The organism is Psychromonas saccharinae (assembly GCF_051201515.1).
Taxonomy (GTDB): Bacteria; Pseudomonadota; Gammaproteobacteria; order Enterobacterales; family Psychromonadaceae; genus Psychromonas.
The window spans coordinates 4,097,502-4,112,166 of the sequence record NZ_CP195153.1 but is presented as its reverse complement, the minus strand read 5'-3'; the positions used below and the strand labels follow the sequence as shown (position 1 = coordinate 4,112,166).

At 37.9% G+C, this 14,665-nt stretch carries 11 protein-coding genes; 6 read left to right on the top strand and 5 right to left on the bottom strand.

Annotated features, from left to right (window positions below; genetic code table 11):
- Window positions 1-22 precede the first annotated feature (22 nt).
- Window positions 23-1,207 carry an elongation factor Tu gene (tuf, locus tag ACR30L_RS18385; protein ID WP_435235678.1) on the top strand — a complete coding sequence of 395 codons (1,185 nt, stop codon included), beginning with the start codon at window positions 23-25 and terminating at the stop codon, window positions 1,205-1,207.
- A gap of 879 nt (window positions 1,208-2,086) precedes the next feature.
- Here the strand turns inward: tuf and ACR30L_RS18380 are convergent.
- The 4 genes from ACR30L_RS18380 to ACR30L_RS18365 all read right to left on the bottom strand — a co-directional run bounded on the left by ACR30L_RS18380 (window position 2,087) and on the right by ACR30L_RS18365 (window position 5,402).
- Window positions 2,087-2,701 carry a tetratricopeptide repeat protein gene (locus ACR30L_RS18380; protein WP_435235677.1) on the bottom strand — a complete coding sequence of 205 codons (615 nt, stop codon included), beginning with the start codon at window positions 2,699-2,701 and terminating at the stop codon, window positions 2,087-2,089.
- Window positions 2,702-2,913: 212 nt separating this feature from the next.
- Complete coding sequence (locus tag ACR30L_RS18375; RefSeq protein ID WP_435235676.1) at window positions 2,914-3,111, bottom strand: hypothetical protein; 198 nt, start codon at window positions 3,109-3,111, stop codon at window positions 2,914-2,916.
- Between the two features lie 76 nt (window positions 3,112-3,187).
- The gene (ilvN, locus tag ACR30L_RS18370) at window positions 3,188-3,685 is read right to left on the bottom strand and encodes an acetolactate synthase small subunit (RefSeq protein WP_435235675.1); all 498 of its coding nucleotides are present in this window, start codon (window positions 3,683-3,685) and stop codon (window positions 3,188-3,190) included.
- Window positions 3,678-5,402, bottom strand: a complete 1,725-nt coding sequence (locus ACR30L_RS18365; RefSeq protein ID WP_435235674.1) for an acetolactate synthase 3 large subunit — start codon at window positions 5,400-5,402, stop codon at window positions 3,678-3,680. Before ACR30L_RS18365 ends, ilvN begins: the two co-directional genes overlap by 8 nt.
- A gap of 400 nt (window positions 5,403-5,802) precedes the next feature.
- Between ACR30L_RS18365 and prfB the strand changes: the two genes are divergently transcribed.
- The 5 genes from prfB (at window position 5,803) to gspD (ending at window position 12,706) form a co-directional block, all read left to right on the top strand.
- Window positions 5,803-6,901, top strand: a protein-coding gene (gene prfB / locus ACR30L_RS18360; protein WP_435235673.1) for a peptide chain release factor 2 whose coding sequence is annotated in 2 segments (ribosomal slippage) — window positions 5,803-5,877 and window positions 5,879-6,901 — 1,098 coding nt in all. Because the reading frame shifts where the segments join, the coding sequence is not laid out codon by codon here.
- Between the two features lie 91 nt (window positions 6,902-6,992).
- The gene (lysS, locus tag ACR30L_RS18355; protein WP_435235672.1) at window positions 6,993-8,510 is read left to right on the top strand and encodes a lysine--tRNA ligase; all 1,518 of its coding nucleotides are present in this window, start codon (window positions 6,993-6,995) and stop codon (window positions 8,508-8,510) included.
- Between the two features lie 207 nt (window positions 8,511-8,717).
- Window positions 8,718-9,251: an outer membrane beta-barrel protein gene (locus ACR30L_RS18350; protein ID WP_435235671.1), complete on the top strand. Its 534-nt coding sequence runs from the start codon at window positions 8,718-8,720 to the stop codon at window positions 9,249-9,251.
- A 392-nt stretch (window positions 9,252-9,643) separates the two neighbouring features.
- Window positions 9,644-10,174: a porin family protein gene (locus tag ACR30L_RS18345; protein ID WP_435235670.1), complete on the top strand. Its 531-nt coding sequence runs from the start codon at window positions 9,644-9,646 to the stop codon at window positions 10,172-10,174.
- Between the two features lie 387 nt (window positions 10,175-10,561).
- Window positions 10,562-12,706, top strand: coding sequence for a type II secretion system secretin GspD (gene gspD / locus ACR30L_RS18340; protein ID WP_435235669.1), 2,145 nt, complete (start codon window positions 10,562-10,564; stop codon window positions 12,704-12,706).
- Window positions 12,707-12,777: 71 nt separating this feature from the next.
- Here the strand turns inward: gspD and ACR30L_RS18335 are convergent, their stop codons facing one another.
- The gene (locus ACR30L_RS18335) at window positions 12,778-14,442 is read right to left on the bottom strand and encodes a methyl-accepting chemotaxis protein (protein ID WP_435235668.1); all 1,665 of its coding nucleotides are present in this window, start codon (window positions 14,440-14,442) and stop codon (window positions 12,778-12,780) included.
- Window positions 14,443-14,665: the final 223 nt, after the last annotated feature.

Genomic DNA, 14,665 nt, shown 5'->3' with positions numbered 1-14,665 from the left:
ACTGATAAAGAAGGTACACACTGTGTCTAAAGAAAAATTTGAACGTAATAAACCACATGTAAACGTTGGTACAATCGGCCACGTTGACCATGGTAAAACAACACTAACTGCTGCTATCTCTGCTGTACTATCTAAAGCAAGTGGTGGTGAAGTTAAAGATTTCGCATCTATCGATAACGCTCCTGAAGAGCGCGAACGTGGTATTACAATCAATACCTCTCACATCGAGTACGATACAGAAACTCGTCACTACGCACACGTAGACTGTCCTGGACACGCCGATTATGTTAAAAACATGATCACTGGTGCTGCTCAAATGGACGGTGGTATTTTAGTAGTTGCTGCGACAGATGGCCCTATGCCACAAACTCGTGAGCACATCCTACTTTCTCGTCAAGTTGGTGTTCCACACTTAGTTGTATTCATGAACAAATGTGACATGGTTGATGATGAAGAACTACTTGAATTAGTAGAAATGGAAGTTCGTGAACTTCTTTCTGAATATGATTTCCCAGGAGATGATATTCCAGTAATCCAAGGTTCTGCTCTTAAAGCGCTTGAAGGCGATGCAGAATGGGAAGAAAAAATTCTTGAGCTAGCTGCAGCTCTAGATGCTTACATTCCTCTTCCAGAACGTGATATCGACAAACCATTCATTCTTCCAATTGAAGATGTATTCTCAATCTCTGGCCGTGGTACTGTTGTAACTGGTCGTGTTGAACGTGGTATCATCAAAGTTGGTGAAGAAGTTGAAATCATCGGTATTCACGCTACTACAAAAACTACTTGTACTGGTGTTGAAATGTTCCGTAAACTTCTTGACGAAGGTCGTGCTGGTGAGAACGTTGGTGTTCTTCTACGTGGTACTAAACGTGAAGACGTTGAACGTGGTCAAGTACTAGCTAAACCTGGTTCAATCACTCCTCATACTAAATTTGAGTCTGAAGTATACGTACTAAGCAAAGATGAAGGTGGTCGTCACACTCCATTCTTTAAAGGTTACCGTCCACAGTTCTACTTCCGTACAACTGACATCACTGGTGCTGTAGAGCTTCCAGAAGGTGTTGAAATGGTAATGCCTGGTGATAACCTTAAATTCGTTGTTGAGCTAATCGCTCCAATCGCAATGGATGAAGGTCTACGTTTCGCTATCCGTGAAGGTGGCCGTACTGTAGGTGCTGGTGTTGTTTCTACTATCATCGAATAAGATGCTTAGTTAAATAACATTCAAAAAAGAGAGCTTCGGTTCTCTTTTTTTACGTCTACAGAAAAGTGAAGGTCTACATTTCGCTATCCATGAAGGTGGCACTATACCTTTAGGGGCCGTAGGTGCTTGTTTCTACTATCATCGAATAAGATGTTTAGTTAAATAACATTCAAAAAAGAGAGCTTCGGTTCTCTTTTTTTATGCCTGAAGAAAATGAAGGTCTAGGTTTCGATACATGAGAAGGTGGCGCGATCGATCGGTAAACAAGGTAGGTGCTGGTGTTGTTTCTACTATCATCGAATAAGATGTTTAGTTAAATAATATTCAAAAAAAGAGAGCTTCGGTTCTCTTTTTTTATGCCTGTAGGATAGTGAAGCTGTCAGCGAACAGCTTTCAGTTGTCAGTTAAAATCTTACTTAGCTGCGAGTGTCGAGCTGATAGCTACGAAAACCTCGAAGCCCGTAGCTTTCAGTTGTCAGTTAAAAGCTTGTTTAGCTGCGAGTGGCGAGCTATTAGCTACGAAAACCTCGAGGCTCGTAGCTTGACGTTTGTTTTTCGTGGCTCGAGACTCGAAGCCCGTAGAAAATATAGCTGTCAGCGATTAGTTTTCAGCTCTCAGTAAAAAGATTGTTTAGTTACGAGTGGCGAGCTGATAGCCGATAGCTATGAAACCCGAGGTTTGCCTTTCGTGGCTCGGGACTCGAAGCTCGTAGAAAATATAGCTTTCAGCGGTTAGCTTTCAGTTGTCAGTTAAAAACTTGCTTAGCAGAGAGTGGTGAGCTGATAGCTTTGAAAACTTCGATGCTCGTAGCTTGACGTTTGTTTTTCGTAGCTCGTGGCTATATGCTTTCTTCTAATATTTACATACTGGTAATTATTTTAAATCCCATTCTTTTCTGCACGAGCAATGATGTTATCTGGCATTCTATCGGCTAACCTTGAGAGTAATGAAGCTGCTTGATTTTTTACTCTTTTATCACCAATAACCTGTTGAAATAAAACGTGGTATGCTTCTTCATAATCAACGGGACTGCCATAACCTGCAAGTAGCAATCGGACATAGTTTATTTGTGCGTTTAAAAAGCCTTGTAGAGCGGCCTCTCGGTAATAAATGATTGCACGTGTTTTGTTTGGCTGAACAAAAATACCTTTTTCATAATAGCGACCTAATTGTTCTATTGCAGGTAGAAGCCCCTGTTTAGCGGAAAGTTCAATGTAATGCATACCTAACTTGGCATCTTTATTAACACAGACTCCCCAAGCTAACATATCACCCCATAGATAGACATAGGAAGGCTCTTTGACCTTGGTGGCATGTGCTTCGATATCTTCAACTAATTGGCAATCATCGGCTTTAACGCGCTGTAGATGCTGGTTCTTATAAATTAACTTATTGAGTTCATCTTGGGTGTACAGTTCTATTGCACCGTAATCGACGGCATAAATACATTTTGAAAATGTGAATAACAATACTAATAATAATGTTTTTTTCATTAAAGTTCCTTACTAATGTTTAATATTATTATCGGCTAGTTTTTTGAAAACTTAAGACTGATTGTGATAAGTAGTAAAGATTTTTGAATATGTCTTAGAAGATTTTTCTTATTTGTTAATAATACATAAATTAGCAAGTGACTAATATATTATATAAATACAACAGTTAACTCCTCTGATTACTATTATTTTTCTAACCATTTAACTATTCGTTAATCTTTTTTAAAGAAACAATAATAAATAATCAGCGCTAGGAGTATCCAAAACCCGAATTTAAAGAAAATAGAGAGGGTACTGATTAATATAAAGCTTAATACCATAACAATACTAATCACGGCTAAGCTTAAAAACGAAATACCAAACATAAACAGTATAAATGCACTAAAGAGTAACGCACCGAATTCAATCATGTTATTTTCCTTAAAAAAAATGCAAAGCCAGATAACTGTACTTTGCATTTTATGATTTATCTAATCATTAATGGTGTTAACCGCGTAATGATTTCTCACCACGAGCAATGCCACAAACACCAGAACGAACTACTTCGATAATCTCGCTTGTATCGCCAATGGTTTGAATAAAGGCATCAAGTTTTGAGCCTGTACCGGTCAACTGAATAGTGTATAAGTTTTGTGTAATATCGACAATTTGTCCACGATATATATCAGCACAACGCTTAATTTCTTCGCGTGTATCATTCATTGTTCGTACTTTAACTAGCAATAGTTCACGTTCAATATGTGGGCCTTCAGTTAATTCAGAAACACGTAAAACATCAATGAGTTTATGTAATTGCTTCATCATTTGTTCAAGGCTTGCATCGTCGATAACATCGGTTGTGATAGTCATACGAGACAATGTCTTGTCATTGGTTGGCGAAACAGTCAATGATTCAATATTGTAACTACGTTGAGCAAACAGACCAACAACACGAGACAACGCACCTGATTCATTTTCAAGTAATACAGAAATAATTCTACGCATGAGTGTTCTCCGTTTTGCTAAGGTGCATATCTTCCATACTGCCCAGTTTTATTTGCATTGGGAAAACTTGTGCTTCAGGATCTACTGCAACATCAATAAATACAACACGATCTTTTAATTCAATTGCACGATCTAATGCTGGTTTAAGTTGATCAATGGTGTCTACTTTTATACCAACATGGTTATAGGCTTCAGCAAGTTTGACGAAGTCTGGCACACTATCCATATAGGAGTGTGATTGACGACCGCCGTAGAACATTTTTTGCCATTGCTTCACCATGCCTAAAGAACGATTGTTAAGCAGCACAATAATCACAGGGATTTTGTATTGCATGCACGTTGATAGCTCTTGAATATTCATTTGGATTGAACCGTCACCGGTAACACAACAAACGGTTTTTTCTGGGCGTGCAATTTTACAACCTATCGCAGCAGGTAAACCAAACCCCATCGTACCTGCACCACCTGAATTGATCCATTGGCGAGGTTCTTTGAATGGGTAATAGTTTGCTGCAAACATTTGATGTTGACCAACATCAGAAGTGATGATGGCATCACCATTAGTTGCTTTATATAGTTCTTCTATTACCTGTTGCGGTTTGATATGGATTTCCGATGTTTGATATGCAAGACAATCCCTTGCACGCCATTCATCGATTTGATCCCACCACAGCTTTATCTTTTCACTATCATTACTTGCTTGAGTTTCTTCTAAAAGATCGAGCATTTGCTGTAAAACAATTTCGACAGAGCCAACGATGGGTAGATCAACATGGATATTTTTAGAAATAGATGTTGGATCAATATCGATTTGCATTATTTTTGCGTAGGGGCAGAATTTATCAACATTGTTGGTTACACGGTCATCAAATCGGGCACCTACTGCAAAGATTAAATCGGCATTATGCATCGATTTATTTGCTTCATAGGTACCATGCATGCCTAGCATGCCGATATTTTGTTTGTGTTGACCTGGAAATGCACCTAATCCCATTAACGTATTCGTTACGGGTAAATTCAGCTTCTCTGCTAATTCAACGACTTGTTTTGATGCATTAGAAATAACGGCACCACCACCGATATAAAGTACCGGTTTTTTAGCACCTAACAATGCAGCTAATGCACGCTTAATTTGTCCCTTATGTCCACTCAATGTTGGGTGGTAAGAACGTAGTTCCATACTTTTTGGGTATTCGTAAGGAAATTTATTCAGTGGGCTTTGTACATCTTTAGGTATATCAATAACGACAGGACCTGGGCGACCAGTTGATGCGATATAGTAAGCTTTTTTGATGGCAATCGGAATGTCTTCTGCTTTGCGACAAGAAAAGCTATGTTTAACGATTGGACGAGAAACACCAATCATATCTGTTTCTTGGAAGGCATCATCGCCAATCCAATGGGTAGGAACTTGTCCTGTGATAACAACAAGTGGAATCGAATCCATGTAGGCTGTTGCTATACCCGTAATACAATTTGTTGCACCTGGACCTGCGGTTACTAATACAGTACCTACTTTGCCAGTTGTTCTTGAGTAAGCATCGGCCATATGGACTGCGCCTTGCTCATGACGAACGAGGATATGTTCAATATCATTAGATTGAAAAATAGCATCGTAAATATCGAGTACTGACCCACCTGGGTAGCCAAAAATATGTTTAATACCTTCATCTTCTAACGAACGGACAACCATCTCCGCACCGGATAACATTTCCATTTTTATCTCCTAGTATACAATTGGTAAATTGCGTCACGTTCCACCTGTATCGGGTGGAGGTGAACTTTTAATATTCAAGCGTAAAAGCGGTCTCAAGTAACAGATTCCTGTTTGTTTGAATTTGTTATTACGCAAGAAGCTCAACTGTACGTTAATAGTAAATAATTGCACCAAGAAAATGGTATTAATCTTGTGATTTTTTAATGTTATGTGATATTTCTTTGCTATGGGAATAAATTAGCCATCATTAATGTGTTATTTTGGTTAAATTGAAACAATTTTTTTACCCATTTTTAAACTTATCTAAATCTCTTATGTTTATTTTTCAACAGCACTATATCTTTGTTATTAATTTGGTTAAAATTCGACTCCTTTTCTAGCAATTTAATTGAGATTTTTGATGTTTGAAATCAACCCTATTTTACACAAAGTGAAAGACTTAACTGAGCGATCTGAATTGCTTAGGGGGTACCTTTGACTATGACGCTAAATCAGAGCGTTTAGAAGAAGTTTCCCGTGAGTTAGAATCCCCTGATGTTTGGAATGAACCTGAGCGAGCACAAGCACTTGGCAAAGAGCGAAGTGACTTGGAATTAGTGGTCGAAACCATTGATGCATTGACCGATGGTGCTGAAGAAATTCAGATGCTTGTGGATATGGCAGTTGAAGAAGAAGATCAAGATAGTTTTGATGAAGCAGTCAGTGAAGCCGATGAGCTTGAGAAAAAATTAGAGAAACTAGAGTTTCGTCGCATGTTCTCTGGAAAACAAGATGCAAGCTCTTGTTATTTAGATATTCAGTCCGGATCTGGCGGCACAGAGGCCCAAGATTGGGCAAATATGCTTTTACGTATGTATTTACGTTGGGGCGAGGCGCACGGTTACAAAACTGAATTAATGGAAGCATCTGCCGGTGATGTTGCAGGCATTAAAGGTGCAACGATTCGCTTTTCTGGTGAATATGCTTATGGTTGGCTCCGTACTGAAACCGGAGTACATCGTTTGGTGCGTAAATCACCTTTTGATTCATCGGGTAAACGCCATACCTCATTTGCTTCGGCATTTATTTACCCTGAAATTGACGATAATATCGAAGTGCATATTAATCCTGCAGATTTGCGTATCGATGTTTATCGCGCGTCAGGTGCGGGTGGGCAGCACGTAAATACAACCGAGTCAGCAGTACGTATTACCCATATTCCGACCAACATTGTCGTGCAATGTCAAAACGATCGCTCACAGCATAAAAATAAAGATCAGGCGATGAAACAATTAAAAGCCAAGCTTTATGAATATGAGTTGCAAAAACAGAATACTGAAAAACAGATCAGCGAAGATAGTAAAGCAGATATTGGCTGGGGTAGTCAGATCCGTTCATATGTCCTTGATGACGCACGTATTAAAGATTTACGAACCGGAGTTGAAAGTCGAAACACACAAGCTGTGCTTGATGGTGGTTTAGATAAGTTTATCGAAGCAAGCTTAAAGTCTGGGGTCTAATTTGCAAGCCTAGCGCTTCAATTAACCTCTAATTGATACACAGTAAATAATTACATAACCAAATTAATAGTGAAAGACAATAGGACAAACCATGTCAGTAAATGATCAAGCAGAAGCACCAAAAGAAGAGTTAAATGAAATCCTAGCACAACGTATGGCTAAGCTTGATGCGATGCGTGAAAAGGGACAAGCATTTCCTAATGATTTTCGTCGTGACAATATTTCCGATGAGCTTCATAAGCTTTATGAAGAAAAAACCAAAGAAGAGCTTGATGAACTTGCTATCGAAGTAAGTATTGCAGGCCGTATGATGACCCGTCGTATAATGGGAAAAGCGAGTTTTGCAACGGTTCAAGATATGGGCGGTCGCATTCAATTATACGTTGCACGTGATAATTTAGCGGAAGGTTTTTACAATACTGAATTCAAAAAATGGGATTTAGGCGATATCGTTGGCGCAACGGGCGTGTTGTTTAAAACTAAAACCAATGAATTAAGTGTTAAAGTAAGTGATATTCGCATTTTAACCAAAGCGTTACGCCCATTGCCTGATAAATTCCATGGTTTATCTGATACTGAAGCTTGTTATCGTCAGCGTTATTTAGATTTGATTGCCAATGATGATTCTCGTCGTACTTTTATTTTACGTAATAAAATTATTAACTGTATTCGTCAGTACTTAAATGATCAAAACTTTATGGAAGTTGAAACACCAATGCTACAGGCGATTCCTGGTGGGGCGACGGCTAAACCTTTTGAAACATTCCATAATGCGTTAGATCTTCCTATGTTTTTACGTATTGCCCCTGAATTAAACCTAAAACGTTTAGTGGTGGGGGGATTTGAGCGTGTTTATGAAATTAACCGTAGTTTCCGTAACGAAGGTGTTTCTACTCGTCATAACCCAGAATTCACCATGATTGAATTTTACCAGGCGTACGCTGATTACATTGATTTGATGAATACAACGGAAGATATGTTCCGTACAATCACAACCAATGTACTGGGCACAAACATTGTAAAATACGGTGAATTAGAGTTTGATTTTGGTGCGCCATTTATTCGAATCAGCATGAAAGATTCCATCGTTGAATATAACGAAGGCATCGAAGTACAAGAGCTTGAAACAATGGAAGGCTTAAAAGCGGTTGCTAAGCGTTTAGATATTCATTTAAAAGATAGCTGGGGAGAAGGTAAAGTACTCGCTGAAATATTCGAAGAAACCGTTGAACATAAATTAATGCAACCAACTTTCGTGACAGCGTATCCAGCCGAGATTTCACCACTTGCACGCCGTAATGATGAAGATCCAAGTATTACGGATCGTTTTGAATTCTTCGTCGGTGGTCGTGAACTGGCAAATGGTTTCTCTGAGCTTAATGATGCACAGGATCAAGCGCAACGCTTCCTAGATCAAGTTGCTCAAAAAGATGCTGGTGATGATGAAGCGATGTACTACGATGCGGATTATATTACTGCACTAGAGCATGGTTTACCGCCAACAGCAGGTGAAGGTATCGGTATTGACCGTTTAGTGATGTTATTTACGGACAGCCACACCATTCGTGACGTTTTATTGTTCCCTCATATGCGTCCACAAGCTAAATAGTTCTAAAGTTATTCAATATATCCCGTTGCAATATGCACGGGGTATAAATTCAATAATAAAACTCTTCTTGTTAATACCTATATCATTCTTTTTATTAATTCCTTTTTTATTCACATTTTTACCTTGTTTTTTGCATTGTTAGTGGTATTTGTTGAGATCATACTTATAATGTCTTTAATTTGAAAAGACAATAATGAGGGAATATTAATGAAAAAAGTACTACTCGGAGTATCGTTATTAACGACTTTATTTTCAACAGCTTCAATTGCAGCAAGTGTTTCTGAAAATGATTATGCAGGTTTGCGTGCGGGTGCTGGTTATTCAAATACAGAAATTGAATTGGGTAGCAGTGATACAACTGAAGAAGGTTTTAAAGTTGAACTAGGTTACGATATTAACCGAATGTTTGGTCTTAATGTTTCCTATGAAACGATTAATGGCGAGTTAGGTAATGTTAATGGTGATATTGATGGTTATGCAGTAAAAGCCGGAGTTGACTTTGGTTATGCTTTCTATAGCAAAGAAGCTTTCCTTAAACCTTATGTTGCATTAGGTGGTGTTTCTTATTCCCAAGACGATTTCGATGAAAGTTCTGTTTATGGTGGATTAGGCGTACGTTTTCAGTATCATCACTTTTATTCTGATTTAGGGATTAGTGCCTATTACTTAGATGCGGGTGATACAAGCTCAGACGATTATAAATTTTACCATACAGCCATTACTTTTGGTTATAAATTCTAAAAGAATTAGGCTATGTTAGTCTAAACTCTCTCTACATAAGCCTCAATAATAGTATGCCTTGTTATACTCATTATTGAGGTTTTTTTAAATCTATTTTAGACTCTGTGAATCTTTCTTTTTAAAACTTCCTTCATTTTTAACTATTTATTTCCTTTATATTTGTGCCTTCATTGTAATCTTATGTGATATTTTGACGGGATAAATAACGCTAACTTTCAGCCTAATTTGCTTATTCATGATACTTTTATCTCAATATTTTAATCCTTTGTGTTGTTGCTAGTCGTATTTATTAAATATTAAAAATAAATCAATTTTGTAAGTGTATACCCGTTACCATTCAAGATGTAGATAAACGTATCTTGATTGGTAACGGGTATATAAGGAAAGTAATAATGAAAAAAATACTACTTGGTATTTCTGTACTCCCTATGTTCTTTTCTACTATCTCTGTTGCTGAGGATTTTTCTGAACCTGACTTTTCTGGTTTTCGCTTGGGAGGAGGGTATTCAAGTGCATCGGTAAAAGAGGACGATATAGAAACTTCGGAAGGTGGGATTAAAATAGAAGCCGGTTATGATATTAATCAAATCGTAGGTCTCAACTTTTCCTATGAAACCGTTGATGAATCGCCTGGCGATATTACCAGTGATAGTGGAGCTGCCACAAAGCTTGGCGTGGATTTAGGTTATGCTTTTTATAGCAAAAATGCTTTTATTAAACCTTATATTTCACTTGGTGGCGTTTCTTACACCGAAGGAGATTATGATGAAAGTAGTCTTTATGGTGGAGCCGGTGTCCGTTATCAATATCATCATTTTTATGTCGATTTAGGCATAAGTGCGTACTACCTTGATTCCGATGAGAGTGATACAGATAACAATCGATTCAGCCAAACTGCTATTACGGTTGGTTATAAATTTTAAATACAATATATTCTTTAGTTTCTAATAAATAAAATTTCAGCAGAAGTTTTACTTATTAGACTCTTCAATGTGCCATTTCTCTCTTTTTAAATTGCTTATTTTCTCGTATTTTAAATCACTTATCTTCCTTTATGTTTGCATCTTTAGCATGATTCTTTGTGCTATTTTAGTGCGGCTCAATCGCTCGCATCATTAGCCTCTGTACCGTTTCTATTCGACGTGATTCACATAGATGAACATAATGAGAAGTTTGATAAATATGAGTCGTTAAAGCTCAACAAACATGTTCAGATTGATTAAATTTATTTATCTAAATAAAGCATAAACTGGAGTTAGGAATACATGGTGTTTTTAGGATTTCATCGCAACTTGTTAAGAAAGTATACAATGCTTGTCATTACTTTTCTGTGCGCAGTTGGAAGTAGCAATATCGTCTTTGCAACGGAGTTTTCACCGAGTTTTCACGATGCAGATATTGAAGAGTTTATTAATGTCGTTGGTAAAAATCTGCATAAAACCATTATTATCTCGCCTAATGTACGAGGGCAGGTCAATGTGCGCAGTTATGATACGCTTGATGAGAAACAATATTACCAGTTTTTCCTGAATGTACTCGAAGTCTATGGTTTTGCTGTTATTGAAATGGATAATAACGTTCTTAAGGTGATCAAATCTAAAGATGCAAAAATATCAGGACCTGCAGTTATTGATGGTGACTCATCCTTAGGTAGTGATGAGATGGTGACCCGTATTGTTTCTCTTAAAAATGTATCAGGTCGAGAACTTGCTCCGCTTTTACGTAAATTAAATGATAATTCTGGAGGCGGGAATGTTGTTTATTATGATCCCTCTAATGTGATCATGCTGACTGGGCGTGCTGCCGTGATTAATAAGTTGGTTGAGATTATTGAACGTGTCGACCAAGCAGGTAATCAAGATGTTGATATTGTTAATCTGAATTATTCTAATGCAACGGATATGATAGCGTTAGTTAACTCAGTTCAAAATAGCTCTGGTTCTGGTGATAAAAACAAGAACAGTGATATTTTGCAGGCTAATTTAGTCGCTGATGAACGAACTAACTCGTTGATTATTAGCGGCGATGAACAGTCACGTGAGCGTGTTATTAAATTAATCAAATCTTTAGATACTGAAGTTAAGAAACAGTACCAAAATAATAATCAGATTCGTGTTTTTTATCTTGAGTATGCAACGGCAAGTGATGTCGTCACCGTGTTACAAGGAGTAAGTGGCTCTATTCAAAATGGTGCGCAAAGCGTTAATTTATCGCAGGGTCAACAAGGCCAACAGAATAATCAAGATCAGGTAGGTAATCAAGGTCGGCAGGGCGGACCTGGTAGTGGTGGTCAAAATAGTAATTCACAAAGCAATCGCTCGCAAAATAACCAATCGAGTCATGTTCAGCAATCTTCGAATTCAAATAATTCAAATGGATCAAACACGCCAGAATTAAGTATCGTTGCTGATACCGGAACCAATTCTATTATTATTTCAGCTCAACCCCAAATGATGTTGTCATTAACGAGCTTGATTCACCAACTTGATATCCGTAGGGCACAGGTTTTAGTTGAAGCAATTATTGTTGAAGTGTCTCAGGATGATGGTATTGGTCTTAATTCTCAATTCGCATCTAATTATGGTGGGACGTCATTTAGCGACAACGGGGTGAGTACTTCTGATCTTATTTCTGCTTACATAAGTGCCGAAGAAGATGATGATTATGATGATGCTGCCGATGCTCTTTCTGATATTTCAGGGAGTATTCTGGGATTTGGTGATAGTGATTGGGCTTTTATTATTCAAGCTGTTAGTACTGATAGTACAGCAAATATTTTATCAACTCCAAGTATAACCACCCTTGATAACGAAGAGGCAAGTTTTGTTGTTGGTGATGAAGTACCGGTTATTACAGGATCAAGTTCTTCGAGTTCAAGTAGTGAAACTTTCTCGACCGTGGAACGTGAAGAAGTGGGGATTAAATTGAAAGTGACTCCGCAAATTAATAAAGGCGATACGGTTAAACTGAATATTGAGCAAGAAGTCTCGAGTATTCAGGGATCGACTTCTGTGGATATTATTTTTGCGACTCGTTCTGTGAAAACAACGGTATTGGCTAAATCGGGTGCAACAATTGTGCTCGGTGGACTAATTGCTGAAGAGGTCAGCGAATCAGTATCTAAGGTTCCTTGGTTAGGCGATCTCCCCTATATTGGTTGGTTGTTTAGATCGACAATTAGTAGCACTGAAAAAAGCAATTTAATGGTCTTTATGCGCGCAACCATTCTGCGTGATGATGAAAGTATGGACGAGCTTAGCCGTCATAAATATGAGCTAATAAGAGATATTCAACAAGCGCAGCGTAAAAATGGTATTAATTTAATGCCAAATTCAGATGCACCGATTTTACCTGAATGGGGCCACAGTCATGAAATTAATCCAGATGATTTTATTGCCGTACAAAATATGAAATCTGCAGAAGCGCAAGCTAAGCTGAACGCCGATAATGAATAGGGCATCGTTTCTTGTTAAAAGGTTACTCTTAATAAAAATACCTGCTATTACGCAGGTATTTTTAAATGTATTTAGACTTTAAATTGTTTTACCAATTGCTCTAATTTCCCACCTTCATTAGCGATATTAATACTAATATTTTCTGCTTCGGTGCTGCTCTGTGTTAACGTATTAACAACATCTTGAATTGCATATAAGTTACGGTTTATCTCTTCAGTAACAGAGCTTTGTTCCGTGGTTGCAGTGGCTATTTGAATACTCATGTCATTGATTGAACGTACACCTGTCGTAACTGACCCTAGGCTTTCGGAAATGGAACGGGAAGACTCAACGGAACGTGAGCTTCTTTCTTGACTTAATTCCATTGATTGGACTGCAAGCTCAACCAATCGGTGCAGTTCTGTTAGCATTTCATTAATTTCTAATGTACTCGTTTGAGTGCGGCTTGCTAAGCTTCTGACTTCATCGGCGACCACTGCAAACCCTCGACCTTGCTCTCCCGCTCTAGCCGCTTCTATCGCTGCGTTTAGTGCTAATAAGTTAGTTTGTTCTGCGATACCACCAATAACTGAAAGTACATTGTTGATTTTCTGGGATTGGTCATTCAATGAATTAATATTGGTTGCAGCACCGTTTATCTCTTCCATTAATGCAGAAATATCTGACAAAGAGCTATCAACACATTCCTGCGCACGCATCACATCTTCTGATACCGTTTGTGTTGCATCGGCAACTTGATTGGTATTAGTCGCTACTTCATTAGCTGTAGAGGACATTTCTGTAATCGCTGAGACAACTTGTTCCGTTTCGTTATTGTGAGTCAGAAGTTGCGCAGCCATATTTTCGGTTTGACTGCGAATAGTATGTCCTGCATGGTTAAGTGCAACCGTTGCACCGCCAATCTCTTGAATCATATGCTGTAATTGGTCTACAAAAAGATTAAAGGATTCGCCGAGTTGAGCTATTTCATCTTTTCCTGAAATGGTTAATCGTTTGGTTAAATCACCTTCACCTTGTGCGATATCATCGAGATTTTCAGCCATACGTTTAATGGGGGCGACCATCCTATTAACGCTGATTAAAATAATGAATGTCGTTAATAGAATTAAGACCAAAATAGCAATCGAAAACGAAACAAGTTTAGTATGCATTTCTTGATAAGCTTGGGTGGAATATGCCGAAACAGTCGCTTCTATATCATCGATATAGGCGCCAGTGCCGAGCATTAAATTATTACCAGGCAACATCATTGCAAAGCCGAGTTTTTCAATTTGCTCATCGGAACCTGGTTTTTGAAAGTAGAATGAAAAATTACCATCGCTATTTTGTGCAGCGTCTAATAGACCAACAATTAGTTTTGTACCTTTGGAATCGGTAAGGCCGATCAAATTTTTTCCTTCTAATTCAGGTTTGACCGCATGAAAGATATTGACGCCTTGTCTATCATAAATATAAAAATAACCGGCTTCACCAAAGCGAATATTACGCAATGCGGCTTTAAAGTCACCTTGTTCGCCCAATGATTTCTGATAAGCAACAATACCTGCTGCGACTTCGGTAATTTCTTTCAGTTGGGTCATTCGTTCGTTAATTAAGTTTTTTCGAAACTCAGAAACATTAACATTTAGCGATTTATTTTCTATGTAATAGGTGACCGACATAATTGAGAATAAAATAATGATTAGCGGTACTAAAGCTAATAAAAGTAATTTAATACGTAGGTTGAATTTAAGCATATCGATTCCCGTTTGAAATGAATGAGTAGGAGGTAAGCAGTGCTTAAACCGATTATAGACGTATTTATTTTAGTAGTATGGAAGGTATCTTTATCGAGATACAAATACATGAAGAAGTTAACAATTACGGACGGCTAATGATTGCATTTCATACGGGAGATCGCATATATCTCCATTACTATTGAAGGCGAGAATTAAGTATATCTTGAATAGTAATGGCTAT

Excerpts from the sequence above, each read along its gene's own strand:
- ACR30L_RS18380 (WP_435235677.1), bottom strand. The coding sequence starts at position 2,701 with ATGAAAAAAACATTATTATTAGTATTGTTATTCACATTTTCAAAATGT.
- ACR30L_RS18375 (WP_435235676.1), bottom strand. The coding sequence starts at position 3,111 with ATGATTGAATTCGGTGCGTTACTCTTTAGTGCATTTATACTGTTTATG.
- ilvN (WP_435235675.1), bottom strand. The coding sequence starts at position 3,685 with ATGCGTAGAATTATTTCTGTATTACTTGAAAATGAATCAGGTGCGTTG.
- ACR30L_RS18365 (WP_435235674.1), bottom strand. The coding sequence starts at position 5,402 with ATGGAAATGTTATCCGGTGCGGAGATGGTTGTCCGTTCGTTAGAAGAT.
- lysS (WP_435235672.1), top strand. The coding sequence starts at position 6,993 with ATGTCAGTAAATGATCAAGCAGAAGCACCAAAAGAAGAGTTAAATGAA.
- ACR30L_RS18350 (WP_435235671.1), top strand. The coding sequence starts at position 8,718 with ATGAAAAAAGTACTACTCGGAGTATCGTTATTAACGACTTTATTTTCA.
- ACR30L_RS18345 (WP_435235670.1), top strand. The coding sequence starts at position 9,644 with ATGAAAAAAATACTACTTGGTATTTCTGTACTCCCTATGTTCTTTTCT.
- gspD (WP_435235669.1), top strand. The coding sequence starts at position 10,562 with ATGCTTGTCATTACTTTTCTGTGCGCAGTTGGAAGTAGCAATATCGTC.
- ACR30L_RS18335 (WP_435235668.1), bottom strand. The coding sequence starts at position 14,442 with ATGCTTAAATTCAACCTACGTATTAAATTACTTTTATTAGCTTTAGTA.